This is a genomic window from Flavobacterium piscis, from assembly GCF_001686925.1.
Lineage (GTDB): Bacteria > Bacteroidota > Bacteroidia > Flavobacteriales > Flavobacteriaceae > Flavobacterium > Flavobacterium piscis.
In genome coordinates this window covers 190,479-214,944 of the sequence record NZ_LVEN01000013.1, presented here as the reverse complement: position 1 = coordinate 214,944, position 24,466 = coordinate 190,479, and the positions used below count along the sequence as shown (strand labels likewise).

The following is a 24,466-nucleotide window of genomic DNA, read 5'->3' as shown; positions in this document are numbered from 1 at the left end:
TTGTTTCAAGTTTCAGGTTTCAGGTTGCTTTGGATAACTTGAAACCTGAAACAAAAGAAACTTTTCTTAATCTGCTATATTAGGGTTTAACCATTTCATTGCATATTCAGTTGAGACGCTGCGTCGTTTGGCGTAATCTACCACCTGATCTTCTTTTATTTTTCCGAGTCCGAAATACCTGCTTTTCGGATTTCCGAAATAATACCCGGAAACAGAGGAAGCCGGCCACATCGCCATACTTTCTGTAAGTGTTACACCAATTTCTTCGGCTACATTTAAAAGTTTCCAAATGGTTGGTTTTTCCAGGTGATCCGGACAAGCTGGATATCCTGGCGCTGGACGAATTCCTTTATAATTTTCTTTAATCAATTCTTCGTTGGTTAAAGATTCTTCTCTATCATAACCCCAGAAATCTTTACGAACTCTTTCATGAAGATATTCGGCGAAAGCCTCAGCAAAACGGTCGGCCAATGCCTTAACCATAATCGAATTATAATCATCCAAATCCTTTTCAAATTCTGCAGCCCATTCGTCAACACCAAAACCGGTTGTCACACAAAAAGCTCCCATATAATCTTCTATTCCGCTTTCTTTTGGCAGAATAAAATCAGACAATGCAATATTCGGTGCGCCTTTTGTTTTTTGTGATTGCTGACGAAGCGTTAAGAATTTCTCTAAAACTTTTCCGTTTTCATCACGCAATTCGATATCGTCATCATCAACCTGATTCGCAGGAAAAATTCCGTAAATACCTTTTGCTTTTAACTTTTTCTCAGCCAAAATTATTTTAAGCATCGCCTGAGCATCTGCAAAAAGAGAAGTTGCTTCTTTACCCACAACCTCATCCGTTAAAATCGCAGGATATTTTCCGTGCAATTCCCAGGTTTGAAAAAATGGCGTCCAGTCTATATACGGAACAAAAACATCTAAATCAACTTCGACGGTTTGTTTTCCAATAAATTTTGGTTTTGTTGGAGTGTATTCACTCCAATCTAACTGCATTTTATTTTTACGCGCATCTTCGATACTCAAGAAATTTTTATCTCTCGAACGATTTAAAAACGTTTCTCTAAACGAATCATATTCTGCACGAATATCGCTTGCATATATTTTACGGTTATGATCTAATAAATTTCCTGCAACAGTAACGGCGCGCGAAGCATCGTTTACGTGAATTACAGTTTCTCTATATTGAGGCGCGATTTTCACGGCAGTATGTGCGCGCGAAGTTGTTGCCCCACCAATCATAATCGGGATTTTAATTCCTTGTTTGTCTAATTCTTTGGCCAGATACACCATTTCGTCAAGCGAAGGTGTAATCAATCCGCTTAAACCAATAATGTCAACATTATGTTCAATCGCAGCAGCAATAATTTTTTCCGGAGGCACCATAACACCAAGATCTACAATCTCGTAATTATTACAAGCCAAAACCACCGAAACAATATTTTTACCAATATCATGAACGTCCCCTTTTACAGTCGCCATCAGGATTTTTCCGTTTCCTTGTTTGTCTCCGGCTTGTTTGCTGGCTTCGATATAAGGCAATAAATAAGCAACTGCTTTTTTCATTACACGTGCCGATTTTACCACCTGAGGCAGGAACATTTTTCCGCTTCCGAATAAATCTCCAACCACATTCATTCCCGTCATCAAATTGATTTCGATAACCTCGATTGGTTTCGTTGCTGCCAAACGAGCTTCTTCAACATCTTCTTCAATAAAAGCATCAACTCCTTTTACCAATGAATGCGTAATTCTTTCCTGAACCGTTCCTAAACGCCATTCCTGAATCGCTTTTTCATCTGATTTTACTTCGCCTTTTACGTTCTCAGCAAAATCCAAAAGTCGCTCTGTAGCGTCGTCGCGTCTGTTCAAGATCACATCTTCAACATGTTCCAACAAATCTTTTGGAATATCATCGTAAATCGAAAGCATCTCCGGATTCACGATTCCCATTGTCATTCCGTTCTTAATCGCGTGGTATAAAAACACCGAGTGCATCGCTTCACGAACGTGATCATTTCCTCTAAAAGAAAACGAAACGTTACTTACTCCACCACTAATATGCGCGTGAGGCAAGTTATCTCTAACCCATTTTGTCCCTCTAAAAAAGTCCAAAGCATTTAAGCGATGTTCTTCCATTCCGGTTGCAACGGGAAAAATATTTAAATCGAAAATGATATCCTGTGGAGGAAATCCAACTTTGTTAACCAAAATATCATACGAACGCTGGCAAATCTCTACTCTTCGGTCAAAATTATCGGCCTGACCTACTTCGTCAAAAGCCATAATAATGGCCGCCGCTCCGTAACGTTTAATTAATTTGGCGTGATGAATAAAGGCTTCTTCGCCTTCTTTCAACGAAATCGAGTTGACAACACTTTTTCCCTGTACTACTTTAAGACCCGCTTCGATGATTTCCCATTTCGAACTGTCGATCATAATCGGCACTCTGGAAATATCCGGTTCTGATGCAATTAAATTCAGGAATTTTGTCATTGCCTGAACACCATCAAGCATTCCTTCATCCATATTAATATCGATGATTTGTGCTCCACCTTCTACTTGTTGTCTTGCAATATCAAGCGCCTCGTCATATTTCTCTTCCTTGATTAATCGAAGGAATTTTCGTGAACCCGTTACATTCGTACGTTCCCCAACGTTTACAAAAACACTTTCGGGCGTAATAATCAATGGTTCTAATCCTGCTAATACAAGGTCTCTTCTTTTTTCTGCCATTTTTTTTTAAGTTACTAAGATCCTGAGATTCTAAGGTTCTGAGTTTTTTTTATTCTTTGTTTTCCTGCATGGTTTTCGAAACCTTGTAGGTATATTTCGTTTTCAATAATTTTACTTTGGGCGTGTTCGCCGCGGCGAACCGGGCTATCCGTCACAAGTCCTCGACCAATTTCGTTATCACTGCATTGGTCTGCGGGCTTTTCACTTCTATCCCTCACGCGGTATCGGTTTCATAAGAAATTATCTCGCCATTGCTATATTTTCATGAACCCATTTTGCCTCTTCTAATGCGGAAATTTCATCTAATTTAGATGTTAGCCTACTAAATGTTGAGGTAAAGTCATAAGGTTGACTATCGTCAAAATATGGCCCAACAACTCCTAACATCCACCCATCTTTTGATGCCCAATGAGGTTCATTCGTTCGAAATTTAAATACATAGTAATAAACATTATTACCATCAAAATCGATTGTTACTTTTTCCTCTAATTCCATTTCATCTGGACAAGCATCAAGCTCAGTCGGAAATTCGAGCCAATTTGCTAAACTGCTTTCTGCTCCTTTTTCAATTGAATTATAGCTTTGAGGAAACAATTCGACTTTATTATATTGTTTCAACAACTGAAATGTAGTTTCCCTTGTTAATATATTTGATGCAAAAGGCAAAACTTTTTCCTGAGTTACCTCTTCTTGATTTCTTAACTTCTCAAATATTGGTTCAATTCTACTCAGCCTTACTTTATTTATTCTGTTGTTTTGAATATTAACAACGATATATCTATAAATACCGAAAATTATTATTGCTAAAACAACTACACCAATTACTATAAATACTATCCTCATTAATCTTCAAAAAAATAATTAAAAACACCTACAAGGTTTTGAAAACCTTGCAGGAAACATAAACGTTATGCCAAAACCGGTGCCACTCTCGGCTTATAATCCTTCGCAACCTCAGCAATCAATCGAATATGATCCGGAGTTGTTCCGCAACAACCGCCAATGATATTGATTAAATTATCCTCTAAATATTCTTTGATTAACGCCTGAGTTTGTTCTGGTGTTTCATCATATTGTCCGAATGCGTTTGGTAATCCCGCATTTGGATGTGCTGAAACGTTGAACTGTGTATGCTGTGATAATGTTTTTAAATAAGGTTTCAACAAATCGGCTCCAAGAGCGCAATTGAAACCAACACTCAATAACGGAATATGTGATACTGAAATCAAAAATGCTTCAACCGTTTGCCCGGAAAGTGTTCTTCCTGAAGCATCGGTAATCGTTCCTGAAACCATGATTGGAATATCAAGATTACGTTCGTCTTTTACTTCTTCGATTGCGAAAAGTGCTGCTTTTGCGTTTAACGTATCGAAAATCGTTTCTACCAAAAGTAAATCGCAGCCGCCATCCATTAACGCTTCTACTTGTTGTTTATATGCAATACGCAAATCATCAAAAGTTACAGCTCTGTAACCCGGATCGTTTACGTCTGGAGACATACTTGCCGTTCTGTTTGTCGGCCCGATTGAACCCGCAACGAAACGTGGTTTGTCTGGATTTTTAGCCGTGAATTCATCCGCTACCTGACGGGCAATTTTAGCCGATTCGTAGTTTAATTCGTAAACCAAATCTTCCAGGAAATAGTCGGCCATACCAATCGTAGTTCCTGAAAAAGTATTGGTTTCTACGATGTCTGCGCCAGCATCAAAATAGGCGGCGTGAACATCGCGGATCGCTTGTGGTTGTGTTATGGATAGTAAATCGTTGTTTCCTTTTAACGGATGCGGAAAATCCTTGAAACGCTCTCCTCTGAAATCTTCTTCCGAGAAATTATAGCGCTGCAACATTGTTCCCATTGCTCCGTCAAGGATTAAGATATTTTTTTTAATTGCTTCCTGAATTGTTATTGCCATTTTTTTTGTCTTTTAGCTGCTAAGGTGCTGAGGCACTAAGATGCTAAGTTTTTATTCTATTATTTGAAACATACCTAACAGGTTTTGAAAACCTGTTAGGATACGTGTTTTGATTCACATTGATTCCAAGAATTCACTATTGCCGGCTAACTAGCCCCGATTGAGCCGGTATCCTCGCAGTGAAACGGAGAGATATAGGCGAAAGCGGGAACGATGTTGGCATAAATGCGCCAATAATTCGCTCATTAAACTGTGAATTCAGTAAAATAATATTGTAAGGTTGTCAGGAAAAGTTGAGGAAATACTTTATGTATTTGTGTTATCTATCTTTAATACTATGAATTAGTGTAAAGTAGAATTTAGCACCTTCTTTATGATAAAGGGTTGCTAAGGTTTCATCGGGTCTATCCCTCCGCCTTTCGTGATAACTTTCAATAAATTTAGGAACGGTGCAAAGGTATGAAATAGCGTTGCGATTTGCAAATGTTTTTTTGAAGGTTCTGAGGAGCTGAGTTGCTAAGGTTCTAAGGATTTTTTTTATGGTGCTGAGATGCTAAGATAATCAGGAGCTAAGTTTGTCTTTTATTTTTCAAATATAACCCGCGGTTTCAACCACGGGGAACGTATTGTGATAATTCGTTTGTGTTGTGACCATGTATATTAATTATACGTTGTGTCTATACATTGCCTTCCAGTGGTTGAAACCACTGGCTATGTTTTAAAATATTTACTATAAAAATTGTTTAGAACCTTCATTTAAATTCTAATAATACCTTTTTAACAAAGCTCCGGCGGAGCGTCATGTTTATAGCAAACAATTATACGTTTAACCAAAGCTCCAGCGAAGCGACATAATTTTTATAAATAATTATATGTCGCCCCCATGGGGCTTTTACCAATAGATATGCGTAATTCTATAAACATGACATCCCTACGGGATTTAAAAAAAAAACAATTAGTATTGTTTGTTGAATAATACCCCAGCGAAGCATCATATTTATAGTTTATGTTTTTTCAAATATAGCCCGCAGTTTCAACCGTGGGAGACGGTTCGTGATTATGTATTGTGATCATATATTAATATACGCGTTGTGATCATCCACCACAACAGCGTTGCAATTTACGTCGTGATATGCGTCGTGATATGCATTGCCTTCCAGTGGTTGAAACCACCGGCTATGTTTTAAAATATTTACTATAAAAATTGTTTAGAACCTTCATTTAAATTCTAATAATACCTTTTTAACAAAGCTCCGGCGGAGCGTCATGTTTATAGCAAACAATTATACGTTTAACCAAAGCTCCGGCGGAGCGACATATCTTTATAAATAATTATATGTCGCTCCGCTGGAGCTTTTTTTCATTAGGCATCCTTATTCTATAAACATGGCATCCCTACGGGATTAAAGAAAAGCTCAAACTATTTAGTTTGAGCTTCCTATATAAAAAATCTTAGTGCCTTAGTATCTTAGAACCTTAGCCCCTCAAATTAAACAATCGCTTTCACAACTGCTTTCGGTGCTTCTTTACGTGTTCCGTCGAAACCGTCTACTCCGGAAACTGTTGTATATTTCAATACGTATTTTTTACCTGGATTGATGATTTGGTACGCAGCTTGGCACATTAAAGTTGCTTCGTGGAAACCACAAAGAATCAATTTTAATTTTCCTGGGTAGGTATTTACGTCTCCAATGGCAAAGATTCCCGGAATATTCGTCTGGTAATCTAAAGCGTTGTTTACTTTGATCGCATTTTTTTCGATCTCTAATCCCCAGTCACCAATTGGACCTAATTTTGGTGTCAAACCGAAAAGTGGAATAAAGAAATCGGTTTCGATTTTACGGTGTGCTCCGTTTTCTTCGATATCTAACGATTCAACATGCTCAGCACCATTGATTCCGATTACTTCTGCTGGTGTAATTAATTTAATTTTTCCAGACGTTTTTAATTCCTGCACTTTTTCTACAGAATCTAAAGCTCCTCTAAATTCATTTCTTCTGTGAATCAAAGTTACTTCTGAAGCTACATTCGCTAAGAAAATACTCCAGTCTAAAGCTGAATCTCCTCCTCCTGCAATTACAACTCTTTTATCTCTGAATTTCTCTGGATTTTTGATGAAGTATTTTACTCCTTTATCTTCGTAAAACTCAATATCTTCAATAAGTGGCTTGCGTGGCTCAAAACTTCCTAAACCTCCAGCGATAGCAATAACAGGCGCGTGAAATTTAGTTCCTTTATTTGAGGTTACAATGAAACTTCCGTCTTCTTGTTTATCGATTGTTTCAGCTCTTTCTCCTAATGTATAACCTGGCTCAAACTGCTTAATTTGTTCTTGTAAGTTATCAATTAAATCTCCTGCTAAAACTTCCGGGAAACCAGGAATATCATAAATAGGCTTTTTTGGATACAATTCTGAAAGTTGTCCTCCTGCTTGTGGTAAAGCATCTAAAATATGACATTTTAATTTCAATAATCCTGCCTCGAAAACGGCAAATAAACCTGTAGGGCCTGCTCCAATTATAAGTATATCTGTTTTAATCATTATGGTTGTTGTTTATAATCATTCTTAATAATACAAAGAAACGAATAATTTATTCTACTGCCAATGATTTTTGTCATTGATTTCTTTGCCTAATTTTCCATCGGGTTAATCCCGAAGCTTCGGGACGACGTTACAATATAATTCGTCCCTCCGGGACTTTTGTTATTCTTTATTCTTTAATGAATTGGTTATTTCATTCATTCTTTTAACCTTTTCTTCAAAATCGCCTTTTAAAGTTTTCCGGTATTCGTTCAGATTTTCAACCATTTGATTGATATCTTCAGGAATTACTTCTTCGAAAAACTCCCGCAATCTTTTAGCTGTTGTTGGCGATTTTCCGTTAGTCGAAATGGCGATTTTTACATTTCCTTTTGTCACGATTCCGCCTAGATAATAATCACATAAATCCGGCGTATCGGCTATATTGCAAATCAAATAACGCTTTCTAGACAAATCGTATACTCTTTTATTGACTTTTAGATCATCGGTACAAGCGATTACCATATGGCGCTTTTTGAGCATTTTCTTTTTGAACTTCGATTCCGTCAATTTAATTGAAGGATGATTTTCGGCTAAAACTTTAATTTCTAAATGAAAGTCGGGCGCTACCACCTCAACATTTGCATTTGGACTTGACTTCAGCAAAAAAGAAAGCTTCTCTAATCCGACATTTCCTCCACCCACAATCAACACATTTAGATTGTGAAGCTTTAAGAATATTGGATATAATTCGTTTTGTTCCATTTCATTTAATTTTATCCAATCAAAATTAGATGATTTATATTTTATCGAACAATTTCTTTTGATAGAAATTCTTCGTAAAAGCCTTTTAATTTATTACTTTCTCTTTCATCGGGTTGAAACCCGACGCTACAATATTGTTCATCCCTCCGGGATTTTATTGGGCTTTTATCGAACGATTTCTTTTAATAGAAATTCTTCGTAAAAACCTTTTAATTTATTGCTTTCTCTCACCACTTCTCCAAGAACAATAATCGCTGGCGAACTCAGTTGCTTCTCTTTTACGATTTCTAAAATTGAATTTACGGTTCCAACTCCTATTTTTTCTTCTGAGGTTGTTCCGTTTTGAATGATCGCTACGGGCAAATCTCCTTTGTCTTCTTTTTGAAACAAATCGATAATTTGAGGCAATTTGTTCATTCCCATCAAAATTACAACTGTTGCGGATGACTGTGCGGCCAAAGCTACATCTGTAGATAATTTTCTGTCAGAAGTTGTGCCTGTAATCGCCCAGAAACTTTCTGAAACGCCTCTTTTTGTAATTGAGATTCCCAGACTTGCAGGAACTGCCACTACCGAAGAAATTCCAGAAACTACAACTGTTTCGATTCCGAAGCTTTCAATAAATTCTATTTCTTCGCTTCCACGTCCAAAAATAAACGGATCTCCGCCTTTTAAGCGAACCACATTTCCGTAAGTCAAAGCGTTATCAACAATTAATTGATTGATCTGATCTTGCGTATAAGCGTGATTCCCTATCTTTTTTCCAACAAAAATTTTGATGGCATTTTTGGGAGCATGCGCTAATATTTCGTCATTGGCCAATGCATCGTACAAAACCACACTCGCTTCAGCCAATGCTTTCACACCTTTCAGCGTAAGCAAATCCGGATCGCCGGGACCTGCACCGACTAAAGTTACTTTGGGTTTTATTGTATTAAGCATTTGCTAATTCTTGAGCTCTATATTTTTCTATAATTGCAAAAAACGCAATTCCTTCTTGAATATATTGTTTTGCAAACGCTTCACTTGGTTCGTTTTGATTGATCTGATATACCAATTCTCTGAATGTCGAAGGCAATCCAATTTTATTAGTTGCGATAAAAACGTTATCAAACAAATCAACAATTCCTGCGTGATTGTTTGTTTTTTCGTTTTCTGAAAGTAATAAAGCTTTGGCTCCATTTACAAACCCAGCGTACGCATGGTAAATAGCATCTGACCATTTTCCTTCGTCGAATGATTCTTGTGCGAAAGTCAATTTATCTTTAGCTTCTAATAATAAAGTAGCTACTAAATCGATCACAACACCGGCACATTCTCCAACTCCAACTGCTTTTACGTAGTTGTCAGCATTTCCCCAGTCAATAAAATCGGCTTCTGTTAAATTGGTTACATCTGCGAAAGGCTTTAAAATTTCATAGAAATATTTTTCTCCTTTTTGATCGTAATAGTTCAGGAATTTTTCTCCGTTTGCATTGGCATCAAAATCATTTAAGATGGTACGCAAAGCATCTGGTCCTCTCCTGCTTGGAATTTTGATTACTTTATCTGCAAAACGTCCTTCTCCATTTCCTAATCTTCCTCCGCCTAATAATACCTGCAAAGCCGGAGCTACTAATTTTCCTGAATTGATAGACATTCCCTGAAAACCAATTGCAGACATATTGTGTTGTCCACAAGCATTCATACAACCAGAAATTTTAATTTCGATTTCACGGTTATTTAAGTACTGCGGATATTCTGCACTAATCACTTTTTCCAATTCTTCTGCAATACCGGTACTACTTGCAATCCCCAAATTACAAGTATCAGTACCAGGACATGCCGTAATATCTACAGTAGAATTATACCCTAAATGAACAAAGTCTAATTTGGCTAATTCCTGATAAAAGAAAGGAAGATTCTCTTCTTTTACGTGACGTATTACAATATTTTGACGCAATGAAAAACGTAATTCATTTGCTGCGTAATTTTTAATTAAAGCGGCTAATAATCTGGCTTTATCAGTATAAAAATCTCCCAATAAAACTTTGATTCCAATCGCGTAATAACCTGCTTGTTTCTGAGCAATTACATTCGATTTTTTCCAGGCTTCATAAGCTGCAGTATCTTCAATTATAACTTGCGGAACTTCTAATAAAGGTTCTGCAATTGGTCCGTCAAAAGCGGTTGTATCAATTTCGTATGTTTCAAAAGCGATTGCTTTTTTCTCCTTTTCAACTAAATCAAGGAAAACATCTCTTCCCATTTCTTTGATTAAGAATTTCATACGCGCTTTCATTCTTTTTGCACGTTCACCGTATCTGTCAAAAATACGGATGATTCCTTCTGCCGTCGGGATGATTTCGTTTGCAGGTACAAATTCTGAAAGTAATTCAGCATGTGCTGGCTGCGATCCTAAACCTCCACCAAACATGATTTTGAAACCGCGTTGTCCGTCAACAATTTTTGGGATAAATCCTAAATCGTGCAAATAACTCAAAGCGGTATCTTCATCAGATGATGAGAACGAAATTTTGAATTTACGTCCCATTTCCTGACAAATAGGATTTCTCAATAAATATTGAAATAAAGCGTGTGCGTAAGGCGTAACATCAAATGGTTCGTTTACGTCTACACCGGCCAATTCACTTCCTGTAATATTACGAACGGTATTTCCACAAGCTTCACGCAACGTAACATCGTCTTTAGCCAAATTTGCCCAAAGTTCCGGTGTTCTGTCTAAACTCACATAGTGAATCTGGATATCCTGACGTGTTGTAATGTGCAAACGTCCTGTAGAATATTCGTCAGAAACTTTAGTAATACGCACCAATTGTTCGCTGGTTACTTTACCGTAAGGTAATTTAATACGAATCATTTGAACGCCTTCCTGACGTTGTCCGTAAATTCCACGTGCTAAACGAAGACTACGAAAACGCTCATCATCAATTTTTCCTCCACGGAATAAATGAATCTTTTTTTCTAAATCGATAATCTCTTTTTGAACTATCGGATTTTCTATTTCTGTTCTAAAACTTTCCATTTCTTTTAGTTTATAGTTAATGGTTGGTTGTTAATGGTTGGTTGTTGGCAGGATAACTATCAACTAAAAACCAAAAACTATCAACTATCGAATAAATCCTACTCCTGCTGTCGTGTTCGTTGCTGTATCAATTAAGATAAAAGCTCCGTTTGATTTATTTTCGTTGTAGGCATCAAAATATAAAGGCTTGCTTAATTTGATGGTTACTTCTCCAATTTCGTTGATCGCCAATTGTGATGCTTCTTTTGTTCCTGAATAATCAGTTGAGATTGTATTTTTAATACTTTCTACTTTAGCTAAAACTCTATTCGTATTATGCTGTATTAGGTATTTTGTTCCTGCAACCAGTTTTTTACTGTCCATCCAACAAACTGTTGTTGTGATTTCTTTTTCAATTTTTGGAAGTTCTGATGATTTTACAATCATATCGCCCCTTGTAACATTGATATCATTTTCTAATTCGATTGTGATCGAAGAACCTGCAACAGCTTCATCAAATGTTTTATCGAAAAAGTGAATTTTTGACACTTTTGATTCGGTTAAAGAAGGAAGAACGGTTACAGCATCTCCAACTTTAATAGAGTTTCCGTATAATTTTCCGGCATACCCTCTAAAGTCATGGTATTCTTCTGTTTTTGGACGAATAACCGTCTGAACCGGAAAACGTGCTTTTCCTGCTTCAAATACATCTGAAGAATGCAATCCTTCTAAATGCTCTAAAACCGTTTGACCTGTATACCAAGGCATATCTTTAGATTGATCCACTACGTTTCCACCATTGATTGCGCTTAACGGAATGTAACTTACGCTTTGTTCTTTGAAAGTACTTTTAGCATTTAATGCCTGAAAATCGGCTTTGATTTTATTGTATACTTCTTCAGAATAATCAACTAAATCCATTTTATTAATCGCAACAATTACTTCTTTTACTCTCAATAAATTATTGATAAAAAAGTGACGGTACGTTTGCTCAATTACGCCTTTTCTGGCATCAATTAAAATGATAGAAACCTGAGAAGTCGAAGCTCCCGTAACCATGTTTCTTGTATATTCTACGTGACCCGGAGTATCGGCAATGATGTAACTTTTCTTTGCAGTCGAAAAATAAATATGCGCTACGTCAATTGTTATTCCTTGTTCTCTCTCTGCTACTAATCCGTCAGTTGCCAAAGAAAAATCAAGATAATCGTACCCTTTTTGTTTACTGCTTTTTTCGATTGCTTCAATTTTATCTGTAGTCAATGATTTTGTATCGTACAATAATCTCCCGATCAAAGTACTTTTCCCGTCATCTACACTTCCTGCTGTTGCTATTTTTAAAACTTCCATTTCTATATTTTGTTTCAAGTTTTAATTTTGTTTCAAGTTTCAAGTTGCTTCCCTTTGAACTAAAATTTAAAACTGTATGTTTTTGTTTTTCTGATTTCGTTTTTAATTACATTCCGAATTGCATTAATAATTTACAATTCACAATTAATAATTAATTAAAAGTACCCTTGTTGTTTTCTTTTCTCCATTGCAGCCTCAGAACGTTTGTCGTCGATTCTGGCTCCTCTTTCAGAAATAGTCGAAGTTCTGATTTCTCCAACAACTTCCTGAATTGTTGCTGCATACGATTCAACAGCGGCTGTACAACTCATATCTCCAACGGTTCTGAAGCGAACAATTCGTTCTTCGATTTGTTCGTCTTCTTCCTGATACACAAAAGGAGAATGCGACCAGATTAAACCGTCTCTCAAAAAAACTTTTCTTTTATGTGAAAAATAGATTGATGGAATCTCGATGTGTTCTTTTTCGATATAACTCCAAACATCTAATTCAGTCCAGTTTGAAATTGGGAAAACACGAACGTTTTGGCCATTTTCTATTTTTCCGTTCAAAATGTCAAATAATTCCGGACGTTGATTTTTTTCATCCCATTGACCAAAATCGTCACGAACTGAAAAAATACGTTCTTTAGCTCTTGCTTTTTCTTCATCACGACGCGCACCACCAATACAAGCATCAAACTTAAATTCTTCAATTGCATCTAAAAGTGTGATCGTCTGCAAACTGTTTCTACTAGAATATTTTCCAGTTTCTTCCACCACTTTTCCTTCATCAATAGCATCCTGAACATTACGAACGATTAACTCTAATCCTAATTCTTCAACTAATTTATCTCTGAAAGCAATTGTCTCAGGGAAATTATGTCCCGTATCAACGTGCAAAAGAGGAAACGGAATCTTTGCAGGGAAAAAAGCTTTTTGCGCTAAACGCACTAATGTTATAGAATCTTTTCCTCCAGAGAAAAGTAAAACCGGTTTGTCAAACTGTGAAATTACTTCTCTGAAAATGTATATTGCTTCACTCTCTAAAGCGTTTGTTTTTAATACTGAACTTGAACTCATTTGATATTTTGTTTAATGCTTGACAGTTTTTTTTAGTTTCAGATCGATGTGAGTTTAATCTAAAACCTATAAACTATCGTTATTTTGTGTTTTTTATTTTTGTCTTTTTTCAACGAATTTTAATCCGTTGCTTTCATCAATATCCCCGGATTAAAATCCGGCGCTACAATATAAATCGTTCCTCCGGAACTTTAAATCTATATTCTTGACTCTTTGCTCTTTATTCTTTACTCTATTCTCTTTACTCTTTCTTAGCGCTGTGCAATCCGCATTCTTTATGACTTGATTCCCACCACCATCTTCCGGCTCTGATATCTTCTCCTGGAAAAATTGCTCTTGTACATGGTGCGCATCCTATGCTTACGAAACCTTGTTTGTGCAATGCATTTTGAGGGACATTGTTTTCTGACAAATACGTTTCAACTTCTTCTAAAGACCATTTTAATAATGGATTGAATTTGATGATTTCGAAACCTCCGTCGTATTCAAATAAATTCAAATCTTGTCTGTTTTCCGATTGCTCCGCTCTTAAACCTGTGATCCAAACTGAGTTTCCTGCCAAAGCTTTTCTTAAGGGAACTACTTTTCGAATGAAACAACATTCTTTTCTGTTCTCAACCGAATCATAAAAACTATTCGGACCTTTTTCTTTTAATAAATTTTCCACTGCCGTTGCTTCCGGAAAATAAACTTCGATTGGTCTTTTATATTTTTTTAATGTCTTATGAAAAACATCATACGTTTCCTGAAATAATCTTCCGGTATCCAGCGTAAAAATGGTAATATCAGTATTGCTTTTTGCAATGAAATCTGTAATTACCTGATCTTCCTGACCAAAAGAAGTCGAAAAAATCACTTTTCCCGGAAATTCTTTAGCTAGAAAAACTAAAGTTTCGTCAAGCGAAAAATCTTTCGTTACCTCTAATAATGATTCTATAATTGGTGCACTCATAATCTTTTCCTTTCTAAAAAACTGCTTACAATAATTTAGATAATGTTTTTAAACTCAATAATATAATTAAAACTCCAACCGCAACCATCATTGGTTTTCTTTTGATTTTATTTACCAAATAAGCTCCTAATGGCGCTGCAATTACGCCTCCTAAAATTAACCCTATAATAACCTGCCATCCGTGAATTCCTCCAAAAAGCATGAAGGTAATTCCACTTGCAAATGAAATAGCAAATTCAGCTGCATTTACTGATCCAATAGTGTAACGAGGATTTCTACCTCTTCCTAATAATGTAGATGTTACAATGGGACCCCATCCACCGCCGCCAACAGCATCCATAAAACCTCCAAAAGTGGCTAAAATTCCTAATTTTTTAGTTTTCTTTTTAACTATTGTTTTTGCTAATGCTTTTTTAATAATGATAATTGCCAAAACAATCATATAAACCGCAATAAACGGTTTTATAACGTCTCCATTAATGACATCTGATAATAAATAAGCTCCTGCAATAGAACCTAAAACTCCCGGAATCAATAAATGTTTTACGAGCTTTTTATTGATATTTCCAAATTTATGATGCGAAATTGCCGATGCTCCCGTAGTAAACATTTCTGCAACGTGAACGCCTGTACTACTAATTACTGGCGGAACTCCGTAAGCTAATAAAAATGAAGTTGAAGTTGCTCCGTACCCCATTCCTAATGTTCCATCTACCAATTGTGCAAAAACTCCAATAGCGAAAAATATTAAAAAATCTGTATCAAATCCCGAAACTAATCCATCTATCGAAAATTCAGCATGATGCTTGTATATCAACGTAGATAACAAACCTATTATTAATATAACCGGAATTATAACCCACAGTTTTTCTTTTAATAATACATCCGATTTAATACTAACACTATCTATTTTCAATTCTTTTTCCATATTTACTGGCTTGGTTTTTAGCCTAGAAATCCATTACCCTATCGGCTTAATAGATTACTACGCAAAATTAGTACTTATTTCTAAATATCAAAACATTATTTAATTTTTTTACAACTCTAATCCTCTTTTGTTTAAGTAAACAGCAACTTTAAAAAATATAACAAATTAGATTTCTAAGTTAAAAACCGTATCGCATTGTATTTCAGCGAGATAAAACATTCAAGATATTCATTTGCAAATATAGTATTTTAAAGTCTACCAAATCCATCGGATTATTATAAAATTGTTCTTATTTTTACAGCAAATTTTTATTCATGGATTTTCAAATAGGTCTTGTAATTGCCGGTTTAGTAGTAGGTTTTGTGGTAGGTTTGACAGGTGTGGGAGGTGGTTCTTTGATGACACCAATTTTATTGTATTTTGGTATTCCCCCAACAACAGCCGTTGGAACTGATTTATTATATGCTGCTTTTACCAAAATGGGAGGCGTATTTGTACACCATAAAAAAGGAAATATTAATTGGAAAATTACAGGTTGGCTTACTCTAGGCAGTGTTCCTGCAGCTTTAATAACGCTATGGATATTAAACAGTATAAAAACAGATATTTCGACAATAAATGCAGTTATAAAATACAGTTTAGGCTGGGCATTGCTTTTTACATCAATCGCAATTCTGTTCAAAAAGAAACTATTAATATATTCTCAAAAACATGCCGGAGATAAATTTCACACTGAAAGTCATACACAAAACATGCTGACAATTGGCATTGGTGTATTATTAGGCGCAACCGTGACACTAACCTCTATTGGTGCCGGAGCTTTAGGCACAGTTACTTTGTTTTTCTTATATCCGCTTTTACCAACGCCTCGTTTGGTAGGAACCGAAATTGCCCACGCCGTTCCGCTAACTCTCGTTGCCGGAATTGGGCATGCCTCAATGGGAAATTTAGATTTAGCCTTATTAGGGCAACTATTACTGGGATCCCTTCCGGGAATTTTTATGGGAAGTATGTTAAGCGGAAAAGTGCCTGATTTATTTTTAAGAAACGCCATCGCAGTAATGCTTTTCTTAGCCGGATATAAATTGATTTTTTAATTTCTCCGCCATATAAGTTATATAAGTTCATTTAATAAAAGCTTATAAAACTACTTATATAAAGCAAGACTTTATATTGCCTTACATGAATGATATGGTCTACAATTAAAAGGCAATATCTGCCAAAGAATTACTTTCTAATATTTTTAAGGTATTATCCCTCACTTCCATCATTAAACGTCTTGCTGCACAAGTAGTTTCATCGTCACAGTCATCGCACCTTTCATAAAAATTATGACTTGCACAAGGCAACAAAGCAATTGGTCCTTCAAGAATACGGTACACTTTGGCCATACTGATATCTTTTGGATCTTTTATCAGGTAATAACCTCCGCCCTTTCCTTTTTTTGCTCCCAGGAAACCGGAATTCCTAAGTAACAACAATATACTTTCTAAGAATTTTATCGAAATATGTTCGCTTTTAGCAATTTCGGCAATCTGTACAGGTTCATTATTTTCACGTCTAGCCAAATAAGTTAAAGCCTTAATTCCGTATTTTGTTTTCTTTGAAAGCACTTATATATATTTTAGATTTTAGATTGTTGATTTTAGATTTCTTGCTAAAATAACAGCTAAATATTTTTCTGCAACAAAAATAAGCTTTTTGAATGAGAAAAATAACACAATAAAAAAGTAAGTTCGACTAAATTAGTATGGTTTAAATAAAAAAAGATTTTTAACTGTATAATTTACAATCAAAAATCATTATTGTGGTACAGTTTTAAAATATCGTTACAAATTACGGGTATATTATCTTCTAGCAAATAGAGTTGATGATTGTTGTCTTTGAGAATCTGATTATCTATATTTAAATCTAAAAACCATTGTGGGTTAGGCTTATTTGGGTCTTTTTCTCCAAAGTATAATTTTACAATACCATTTGGCACTTCAGTTTCGTATCGTAATCTTGTTGATGAAACAGCGAATAAATGTGTGATTTTCAGCCCTTGTAAAGATGCTTTCCAGGCAATTGTACCTCCAATGCTAAATCCTAAAACAAGTATTTTTCCTGTTTCTAACTGAAGTAAATTTTGGATAGCTTTATCTATTCCTCCATTAAGAAATTGATTATGAATCTCACTTTCGACAAAATTATCAGAATCAATATTTGCCAATTCAAGAACATCATAATAATGAATCTCAAATTTAGATTGCAATAAATTCATGTAGATTTTAACCCATTCCGGATCTTTTCCTCCAAATAAATCTGATAAAATGAGTAATCTTGGCTTCATATATAAAAAACAATAATTGTCAGACTGAGCGAAGTCGAAGTCACTAAATGGGCTTCGACTTCGCTCAGCCTGACAAATATATCATTAAAATTATCTAAGAAAGAGCCTGATCCAAATCGGCAATTACATCTTTCACTGTTTCTAAACCTACAGAAACACGTACTAAACCTTCTGTAATTCCAACTGCCAATTTTTCTTCAATAGACAATTTACTGTGTGTTGTTGAGGCTGGATGTGTTACGATTGTTTTTACGTCTCCAATATTTGCAGAGAGCGAACATAATTTAATTTTGTCCAAAAATTTTCGTCCTGCTTCAAGACCACCTTTTATTTCAATTGCAATAATATTACCGCCTAAAAGCATTTGTTTTTTGGCGATTTCATACTTTGGATGTGATTTTAAGAATGGATATTTCACGCTTTCAACATTTGGATGTGCTTCTAAAAACTCAGCCACTTTTAAAGCATTTTCGCAATGTTTGTCTACACGAACTGCCAAAGTTTCTAAACTTTTCGATAAAACCCAAGCGTTAAATGGTGACATTGCCGGACCTGTATTTCTTGAAAATAAATATATTTTACGAATTAGCTCTGCATTTCCAACTGCAACTCCTCCTAAAACACGACCCTGTCCGTCGATTAATTTTGTTGCCGAGTGAATTACGATATCTGCACCGTATTTAATTGGCTGCTGAATATACGGTGTAGCAAAACAATTATCGATAATTAAAATCAGATTGTGTTTTTTTGCAATTTGACCTAACAATTCTAAATCAACAACGTCTACACCAGGATTTGTTGGTGTTTCTGCATATAAAATTTTAGTATTAGGTTTAATAAATCCCTCTATCGTTTCTGGTTTATTAATGTCAAAATAAGTCGTTTCGATATTCCATTTAGGAAAATAAGTCATAAACAACGCGTGTGTAGAGCCAAAAACGCTTCCTGCAGAAACAATATGATCACCTGAATCCAGCAATGCTGCAAAAGTCGAATAGATCGCCGCCATTCCGGTTGCAAAAGCATAACCGGATTCAGCACCTTCCATTGCGCAAACCTTATCAACAAATTCTGTTGTATTTGGATTACTGAAACGAGAGTAAATATTACGTACTTTTTCTTCCGTAAAAGATGCTCTCATGTCCTCTGCATCTTCAAATACAAAACTCGATGATAAATATAATGGGGTAGAATGTTCCTGAAATTGTGTTTTTTCCAGATGTGTTCTTATGGCTTGGGTTTCAAAACCAAATTCTTGTTCGTTCATTTTTTTTGTTTTAACACGAATTGCACTAATTAGCACCAATTCGCCTGTTTTTATAATTTCACAAAGACTCACAAAAGAACTCAGAGATTCACTAAGTCTTTATGTAAATATTTATTACTTATCAAGCCAAAAGAATTTTCTCATTTTCTAATTGACTCATTTTCTAATTTATAATGCTTCGTTGTTTAGGACAACTTTGTATTTAATTGTAGCCGTAGGTTCAACTGTTTTGGCAACTGAACAGTATTTCTCGAAAGAAAGCTGTGCTGCTTTTTTTGCCTTTTCCGGATTGATATCACCTTCTAAATAAAAAACCACATTGATTTCTTTAAAAGGTGTTGCTTCTCCAACTTTTACGCGTTCTCCCTCTACCTCAGCATTAAATGCTTTTATTTCCTGACGTTGCTTCTTTAAAATCGAAATCATATCAATAGCACTGCATCCTGCAACTCCCATCAATACTAATTCCATTGGACTTGCACCTAAATCGCTTCCGCCAAATTCGGCTCTGCTATCAACATCCACTACATGACCACGTTCATTTTTGAGTTTGAAATGAAACGCGTCGTTTACTCTGTTTAAGGTTACTTTCATGGTATTATATTCGTAAGTTATTTGTCTTTTTTATCTAATTTCTCCCAATATTCTAAAACCTGTTTTTTAGATTCTGCATCTAAAGATTTAAAATTAGGAGATAATTTATCTGTTTTAAAATCATCAGAAACACTGGATTCAATGGTGTAAAATTGATCTTTTTGCGAAAACACTAAATGAACAGATTGTTGTTTAAAATCAGCATCATAAAGTCCGTAAATAAAAAGTGCATCAACACTTTTATCTTTATTATAATCTCCAAAAGCTTTTCTGCTTCCCCAGGCCGAAATAATTCCGTTATGATTTACTTCAAGAATAGATTTTACGATCCATTTACTATTGACTTTTGTAAATCTTTGAAAATACATTTTATCAGGATTGGCATTTTTTTCAATCTTCGAAAAAATAAATACATTATCCTCATTTCCTGGAGAACTTACTTCATCTACCTGGATTGCTCTAACGCCCTTATACGGAAAAACTTCCTGTGTATAACTATCTTTATTTCTAATGACATTTGAAATTTGTGCTGTTAGAATATTGGAGAACAATAGTAAGATTAGTATATTTTTCATTTTTTTTTGTCTAAAAAATAGTTAGTTAAGATTTTATTTTTTCTTTTTCGGACTACTTTTTTTCTTCACCTCTGCTTTTGCTGTTACTACAGGTTTATTACAATCATTTGTCTCATACAATTCTATAAGTCTGTTTAACAATGTCGGTTTCTTAAAGTTTTCGGCATTTACTGCTTCTAAAAATTTAGGGCATTCTTTAAACAATAATTCACAATGATTTCTAACGGCTTTATCCATCCCAACATTAATAGACATCATATCAGATAAATAGAAAATAAAAAAAACACCATCTGCTTTTTCTTTCCCCATATAAAGTACTGTTCCTCCGCTAGAACCTGTCGTTGTTCCGTTTATAGCATTGAATCGCATTGTAGATCGAACAGCATCCACTGCTAATTTTATTCCGTTAGAATAAGCAACGTATAACCAGTATTTTTTTGTGCCTTCTTTTATCCCTTTTTCACCTTTATTGGTATGTATAAATAATCTTTCGGCTATAAATGAATTTTCGTCTTTATCTGTATATTCAATTTTTTTTATTTCTTGACTTAAAATCTTTTCAGTATCACCTTTTTCTGTCAGCCTAAATTTTACTTTCGAATCATTGATTTCAACCATTTCGGCAAAACCATTCTTTGTTTCTCCATTTTCCAGAGTAAGTGTAGCTTTATAATATTTAGCCTGCATACTCATAGAGATTAGACAAAAAAGGATAATAATTTTTTTCATGTTATTTTGTTTATTTGTTTTTTTTAGTATTCTTAACAAATTTAAAATTCTTTTTTACCCTTTATCCGACAATCTTAAAATATCTCCAAAAACGCCTCTTGCTGTTACTGCAGAACCTGCACCGGCTCCCTGAATTACAATTGGACGATCTCCGTAAGATTCTGTATATATTTCGAAGAAAGAATCAGATCCTTTTAATCCGCCCAAAGCAGTATCAGATGGTACCGAAACTAATTTTACTTCCAGAATTCCTTTATCATTTTGTAAATCTCCAGACAATTCGCCAATGTATCTTAGTACGTGATTGGTTTTTTGATCGGCTTTTATTTTCTCGTAAATTGGGTCGAATTCTTTTAGCTTGGTTAAGAAATCAGACACATTTCCTTCACGCAAATGTTCCGGAATTAAATTCTGAATTGAGATTTCTTCGAACTCATTTTGTAAATCCAGTTCTCTGGCCAAAATCAATAATTTTCTTCCCACATCATTACCGCATAAATCTTCACGCGGGTCCGGTTCTGTATATCCGTTATCAATTGCTTCTTTTAGAATTTCACTAAAAGGAGCGTCTTTCGCAGAAAAATTATTGAATAAATAACTTAACGTTCCTGAGAAAACGCCTTTTATTTTTGTGATATTTTCACCCGAAAGATGCAATAATTTTATAGTATCAATTAATGGCAATCCGGCACCAACATTGGTTTCGTACAAATAGTTTTTTTGGTTTTCTGTTAAAGATTTTCTTAGTTCTTTATAAAAACCATAGCTTAGTGTATTGGCCACTTTATTAGATGAAATCAAGTCGAAACTGCTCTCGATCAACGAAATATAATTTTCTACGAAAGTCGCGCTTGCCGTATTATCAATCGCAATTAAGTTTTCTAAATGATGTTGGTTCGCGTAAGCAATTACATCATTGATGGTATAATCAAGACCGTCTTTTGCAATGTCATTCTTCCAGTTTGAAGTTACTCCATTTTTGTTTAAAAGTAATTTCTTAGAATTGGCAATTGCAAAAACATTCAACTTGATATCTTTACGTTTTTCGATGGCTGCAGCCGATTCTAATATTTGATTGATTAAAGTTCCGCCAACTAATCCGTGACCAAAAATGGCAATGTTGATTTTCTTTGAAACTCCAAAAATCTCTCCGTGAATTACGTTCAACGCTTTATTAAGTTCTGATTTTTTAACCACCAAACTCACGTTTTTACCCGTAACGGTGTTGTTAAACAAAATTGGAACTATTTTATTTTTGATTAAAGCAGTGTAAGGCTTATGAAAAGTACTCAAATCCTGACCAATAATCGAAATAACCGAAACATTGTCGGTAACTGTAATTTGGTTTACATCTTTAGAATAAAAATCATTTTCGAATTCTTTTTCCAATTCGATCATCGCTGTTGTTGCTTTATCTGTAGCTACAACCAACCCAATTCCTCTTTCTGAAGATCCTTGAGAAATGATACTTACACTAATATTGTGATCGCCCATTACTTTAAAAATACGGGCATCAACCCCTGCTTTTCCTAATAATCCGCGTCCTTCAAGATTTACCAATGATAAATTTTCTAAAACCGAAAGTGTCTTGATTCCTTCTTTAGCCGAATCTGAAGTAATTAATGTGCCGCGATTTTCGTGATTGAATGTATTTAAAATACGAAGTGGAATATTTTTTTCTAATAAAGGGATTATCGTTTTGGCATGCAGGATTGTTGCGCCAAAGTTCGCTAATTCGTTCGCTTCATTAAACGAAAGAAATTCAATTTTTTTAGCATCAGCCACCAAATCAGGATTTGCTGTATAAATTCCGTCAACGTGCGTGAAGTTTTGTAACTCTTCGGCATTTAAGTAATTAGCGATTAAAGATGCGGTATAATTGCTTCCGTTTCTTCCTAAAGTTGTGGTGTCATTATTATTGTTTGAACCAATGAAACCAGTTACGATATTTACCGTTGAACCATTGTGTTCTTTAAAATAATTGACAACATTTTTTTTAGAAAGCTGTTCTAATGGCTGTGCATCACCAAATTTAGAGTCGGTTTTCAGTAATTCACGTGAATCGACAAAGTTTGCCGGAATTCCTTTCTCTTTTAAAATTGCCGTCAATAATTTAGCCGAAAGCAATTCTCCTTTCGATAAAATCTGATCTTTTATTTTATTGCTGTAATCGCCAATTAAGCTTACACCTTCAAAAAGTTTTTCTAAAATAGTAAACTCTTCAGACAAGTCTACCTGAGGATAATCTGAAACCTGGTAGGTTTTAAAGTTCTCAAATAATGGTTTGTAATTGCCGTTTTTGGAAGCAAGTTTTAAAATATATTCTAATTCATCTGTAGCATTTCCGCGGGCAGAAACTACGACTGCAATTTGTTCTCCTTGATTTACTTTATCAGAAATGATTGAAACTACCTTGTTAAGTCCTTCTCCGTTTGATAACGATTTACCTCCAAATTTTAATATTTTCATTTTATTTTTCTATTGTTTCTGCCTTAAAAATATCGGCAAGTAAATGATCTAATTGTTTGTACTCGATTAAAAAAGCGTCATGTCCGTGAACCGAATCTATTTCGCTGTAAAAAACATTGTCTTTGAACTTCTTTAATTCCTGAAAAGTTTCGCGATTTTCTTTTGGTGTAAAAAATAAATCAGAGTTGATTCCGATAATATGAATCGCTGCATTTGTTCTCGACATTAAAGTTTCGAAATCATCACTATTTCTGGTAATATCTATGGTTTTGAGCAATTGGTTCATCAGTTTATAAGATGACAATTGGTATCTCTTTTGTAATTTTTCACCGTGATGCGCCAACCAGCTTTCGATATTAAAAATTAGCTGCTCGTTGTTGATCGTACGTTGAAATTTTTCCTTGAATGATTCAGGAGAGCGGTAACACAGCATGGCATGTATTCTGGCATCTTCGATAGGTCTTGAAGAATTGTTCAGGATTTGCTCTTGCAAATAACAATTGGCAATCATCCAGTCGGTCGATTTCCAGTCGGTTGCAATTGGGATTAAGTTCTGCGTAATATTAGGTTCTAATGCCAGGATTTCCCAGGCAATTCCTCCGCCAACAGATCCTCCAATAATGGTGTGTAATTGCAAGATATTTAATGCCTCTAAGCCTTTAATAAAAATTCTGGCAATATCTCTTGTGGTGAAATCCTTATAATTTTCTATTATAAACGAATCGTTTCCGTTTCCGGGAACGTCGAATGCCAATACGGTATATTTGTGGGTATCTATTGTTTTTTCTTCGCCAATTAAATCATTCCACCAACCATTTTCGCCAGTAACCTGAGCATTTCCGGTCAAAGCGTGATTGACCAAAACTATAGGCGCGCTATGCAATGGCAAACCAAAAAGTGCAAAACTCAATGGTAATAATGGATATGCTGCACCACTCTCGGTGATGAAATTTTGAATTATAATGGGACTTGGTATATTTTCCAATTTCAAATCTTTTTATTATTGATTTGTATGTGGAAATATTAGAAAGAAAGTACTAGAGTGAAACTAGAAAATTCTTGTTGTTATCTTTCCACGTTTGGGCGTGGTAGAATGCAGCACCTTCTTCGATTTAACGAAGGGTTGCTAAGGATTCATCGGGTCTAATCCCTCGTCCTTTCTTTATAACATTTCAATACGTTTTTGAACTTAAAGGTGCAAATTAACTACTTATTTCTTAAACTAACAAATTTTATCGAAACTGATTGCTTAATTTCTTAAACA

The 24,466-nt window shown here is 35.1% G+C and carries 21 protein-coding genes and 2 riboswitches; of the genes, 1 reads left to right on the top strand and 20 read right to left on the bottom strand.

Going from position 1 to position 24,466, the window contains the following annotated elements:
• Positions 1–66 precede the first annotated feature (66 nt).
• The 12 genes from metH to FLP_RS09545 form a co-directional block, all read right to left on the bottom strand.
• On the bottom strand, positions 67–2,742 hold the full coding sequence (metH, locus tag FLP_RS09595) for a methionine synthase (RefSeq protein WP_083195839.1): 2,676 nt from the start codon (positions 2,740–2,742) through the stop codon (positions 67–69).
• Positions 2,743–2,756: 14 nt separating this feature from the next.
• Entirely contained in the window at positions 2,757–2,960 is a 204-nt protein-coding gene (locus FLP_RS25255; protein WP_123921660.1) for a hypothetical protein, read from the bottom strand.
• A gap of 22 nt (positions 2,961–2,982) precedes the next feature.
• On the bottom strand, positions 2,983–3,585 hold the full coding sequence (locus FLP_RS09590) for a hypothetical protein (protein WP_065449301.1): 603 nt from the start codon (positions 3,583–3,585) through the stop codon (positions 2,983–2,985).
• Positions 3,586–3,650: 65 nt separating this feature from the next.
• Positions 3,651–4,655 carry a homocysteine S-methyltransferase family protein gene (locus tag FLP_RS09585; protein WP_065449300.1) on the bottom strand — a complete coding sequence of 335 codons (1,005 nt, stop codon included), beginning with the start codon at positions 4,653–4,655 and terminating at the stop codon, positions 3,651–3,653.
• A 316-nt stretch (positions 4,656–4,971) separates the two neighbouring features.
• Positions 4,972–5,086: riboswitch (SAM riboswitch) on the bottom strand.
• Between the two features lie 1,058 nt (positions 5,087–6,144).
• The gene (locus FLP_RS09580) at positions 6,145–7,197 is read right to left on the bottom strand and encodes an NAD(P)/FAD-dependent oxidoreductase (RefSeq protein ID WP_065449299.1); all 1,053 of its coding nucleotides are present in this window, start codon (positions 7,195–7,197) and stop codon (positions 6,145–6,147) included.
• A gap of 162 nt (positions 7,198–7,359) precedes the next feature.
• Positions 7,360–7,941: a precorrin-2 dehydrogenase/sirohydrochlorin ferrochelatase family protein gene (locus FLP_RS09575; protein ID WP_065449298.1), complete on the bottom strand. Its 582-nt coding sequence runs from the start codon at positions 7,939–7,941 to the stop codon at positions 7,360–7,362.
• Between the two features lie 165 nt (positions 7,942–8,106).
• Positions 8,107–8,883: a uroporphyrinogen-III C-methyltransferase gene (gene cobA / locus FLP_RS09570; protein ID WP_065449297.1), complete on the bottom strand. Its 777-nt coding sequence runs from the start codon at positions 8,881–8,883 to the stop codon at positions 8,107–8,109.
• Positions 8,876–10,966 (bottom strand): HEPN domain-containing protein, encoded by a 2,091-nt coding sequence (locus tag FLP_RS09565; RefSeq protein WP_065449296.1) that lies wholly within the window; start codon positions 10,964–10,966, stop codon positions 8,876–8,878. Before FLP_RS09565 ends, cobA begins: the two co-directional genes overlap by 8 nt.
• Positions 10,967–11,050: 84 nt before the next feature.
• A complete protein-coding gene (locus tag FLP_RS09560; protein ID WP_065449295.1) occupies positions 11,051–12,295 on the bottom strand; it encodes a sulfate adenylyltransferase subunit 1 in 1,245 nt (414 codons plus the stop codon).
• Between the two features lie 155 nt (positions 12,296–12,450).
• Positions 12,451–13,356 (bottom strand): sulfate adenylyltransferase subunit CysD, encoded by a 906-nt coding sequence (cysD, locus tag FLP_RS09555; protein WP_065449294.1) that lies wholly within the window; start codon positions 13,354–13,356, stop codon positions 12,451–12,453.
• 241 nt (positions 13,357–13,597) lie between these two features.
• On the bottom strand, positions 13,598–14,308 hold the full coding sequence (locus FLP_RS09550) for a phosphoadenylyl-sulfate reductase (RefSeq protein WP_065449293.1): 711 nt from the start codon (positions 14,306–14,308) through the stop codon (positions 13,598–13,600).
• Positions 14,309–14,333: 25 nt separating this feature from the next.
• Positions 14,334–15,236 (bottom strand): sulfite exporter TauE/SafE family protein, encoded by a 903-nt coding sequence (locus FLP_RS09545; RefSeq protein ID WP_065449292.1) that lies wholly within the window; start codon positions 15,234–15,236, stop codon positions 14,334–14,336.
• Between the two features lie 314 nt (positions 15,237–15,550).
• On the opposite strand from FLP_RS09545, the gene FLP_RS09540 reads away from it, so the two are divergent.
• A complete protein-coding gene (locus FLP_RS09540; protein ID WP_065449291.1) occupies positions 15,551–16,333 on the top strand; it encodes a sulfite exporter TauE/SafE family protein in 783 nt (260 codons plus the stop codon).
• Positions 16,334–16,438: 105 nt separating this feature from the next.
• Here FLP_RS09540 and FLP_RS09535 read toward each other — a convergent pair whose 3' ends face one another.
• The 8 genes from FLP_RS09535 to FLP_RS09500 form a co-directional block, all read right to left on the bottom strand.
• The gene (locus FLP_RS09535; protein ID WP_055097114.1) at positions 16,439–16,849 is read right to left on the bottom strand and encodes an RrF2 family transcriptional regulator; all 411 of its coding nucleotides are present in this window, start codon (positions 16,847–16,849) and stop codon (positions 16,439–16,441) included.
• A gap of 179 nt (positions 16,850–17,028) precedes the next feature.
• Positions 17,029–17,568, bottom strand: a complete 540-nt coding sequence (locus tag FLP_RS09530) for a hypothetical protein (RefSeq protein WP_065449290.1) — start codon at positions 17,566–17,568, stop codon at positions 17,029–17,031.
• A gap of 94 nt (positions 17,569–17,662) precedes the next feature.
• The gene (locus FLP_RS09525; RefSeq protein WP_065449318.1) at positions 17,663–18,835 is read right to left on the bottom strand and encodes a trans-sulfuration enzyme family protein; all 1,173 of its coding nucleotides are present in this window, start codon (positions 18,833–18,835) and stop codon (positions 17,663–17,665) included.
• Between the two features lie 168 nt (positions 18,836–19,003).
• The gene (locus tag FLP_RS09520) at positions 19,004–19,429 is read right to left on the bottom strand and encodes an OsmC family protein (RefSeq protein WP_065449289.1); all 426 of its coding nucleotides are present in this window, start codon (positions 19,427–19,429) and stop codon (positions 19,004–19,006) included.
• A gap of 17 nt (positions 19,430–19,446) precedes the next feature.
• A complete protein-coding gene (locus FLP_RS09515) occupies positions 19,447–20,004 on the bottom strand; it encodes a hypothetical protein (protein WP_065449288.1) in 558 nt (185 codons plus the stop codon).
• Positions 20,005–20,037: 33 nt separating this feature from the next.
• Complete coding sequence (locus FLP_RS09510) at positions 20,038–20,733, bottom strand: hypothetical protein (RefSeq protein WP_123921659.1); 696 nt, start codon at positions 20,731–20,733, stop codon at positions 20,038–20,040.
• 54 nt (positions 20,734–20,787) lie between these two features.
• Positions 20,788–23,202: a bifunctional aspartate kinase/homoserine dehydrogenase I gene (gene thrA, locus FLP_RS09505; protein ID WP_065449286.1), complete on the bottom strand. Its 2,415-nt coding sequence runs from the start codon at positions 23,200–23,202 to the stop codon at positions 20,788–20,790.
• Between the two features lies 1 nt (position 23,203).
• Positions 23,204–24,187: an alpha/beta fold hydrolase gene (locus FLP_RS09500; RefSeq protein WP_243397519.1), complete on the bottom strand. Its 984-nt coding sequence runs from the start codon at positions 24,185–24,187 to the stop codon at positions 23,204–23,206.
• A 77-nt stretch (positions 24,188–24,264) separates the two neighbouring features.
• A riboswitch (SAM riboswitch) is annotated at positions 24,265–24,373 on the bottom strand.
• Positions 24,374–24,466: the final 93 nt, after the last annotated feature.

Coding starts and splice junctions, on each gene's coding strand:
- metH (WP_083195839.1), bottom strand. CDS start 2,742: ATGGCAGAAAAAAGAAGAGACCTTGTATTAGCAGGATTAGAACCATTG.
- FLP_RS09590 (WP_065449301.1), bottom strand. CDS start 3,585: ATGAGGATAGTATTTATAGTAATTGGTGTAGTTGTTTTAGCAATAATA.
- FLP_RS09585 (WP_065449300.1), bottom strand. CDS start 4,655: ATGGCAATAACAATTCAGGAAGCAATTAAAAAAAATATCTTAATCCTT.
- FLP_RS09580 (WP_065449299.1), bottom strand. CDS start 7,197: ATGATTAAAACAGATATACTTATAATTGGAGCAGGCCCTACAGGTTTA.
- FLP_RS09575 (WP_065449298.1), bottom strand. CDS start 7,941: ATGGAACAAAACGAATTATATCCAATATTCTTAAAGCTTCACAATCTA.
- cobA (WP_065449297.1), bottom strand. CDS start 8,883: ATGCTTAATACAATAAAACCCAAAGTAACTTTAGTCGGTGCAGGTCCC.
- FLP_RS09565 (WP_065449296.1), bottom strand. CDS start 10,966: ATGGAAAGTTTTAGAACAGAAATAGAAAATCCGATAGTTCAAAAAGAG.
- FLP_RS09560 (WP_065449295.1), bottom strand. CDS start 12,295: ATGGAAGTTTTAAAAATAGCAACAGCAGGAAGTGTAGATGACGGGAAA.
- cysD (WP_065449294.1), bottom strand. CDS start 13,356: ATGAGTTCAAGTTCAGTATTAAAAACAAACGCTTTAGAGAGTGAAGCA.
- FLP_RS09550 (WP_065449293.1), bottom strand. CDS start 14,308: ATGAGTGCACCAATTATAGAATCATTATTAGAGGTAACGAAAGATTTT.
- FLP_RS09545 (WP_065449292.1), bottom strand. CDS start 15,236: ATGGAAAAAGAATTGAAAATAGATAGTGTTAGTATTAAATCGGATGTA.
- FLP_RS09540 (WP_065449291.1), top strand. CDS start 15,551: ATGGATTTTCAAATAGGTCTTGTAATTGCCGGTTTAGTAGTAGGTTTT.
- FLP_RS09530 (WP_065449290.1), bottom strand. CDS start 17,568: ATGAAGCCAAGATTACTCATTTTATCAGATTTATTTGGAGGAAAAGAT.
- FLP_RS09525 (WP_065449318.1), bottom strand. CDS start 18,835: ATGAACGAACAAGAATTTGGTTTTGAAACCCAAGCCATAAGAACACAT.
- FLP_RS09520 (WP_065449289.1), bottom strand. CDS start 19,429: ATGAAAGTAACCTTAAACAGAGTAAACGACGCGTTTCATTTCAAACTC.
- FLP_RS09515 (WP_065449288.1), bottom strand. CDS start 20,004: ATGAAAAATATACTAATCTTACTATTGTTCTCCAATATTCTAACAGCA.
- FLP_RS09510 (WP_123921659.1), bottom strand. CDS start 20,733: ATGAAAAAAATTATTATCCTTTTTTGTCTAATCTCTATGAGTATGCAG.
- thrA (WP_065449286.1), bottom strand. CDS start 23,202: ATGAAAATATTAAAATTTGGAGGTAAATCGTTATCAAACGGAGAAGGA.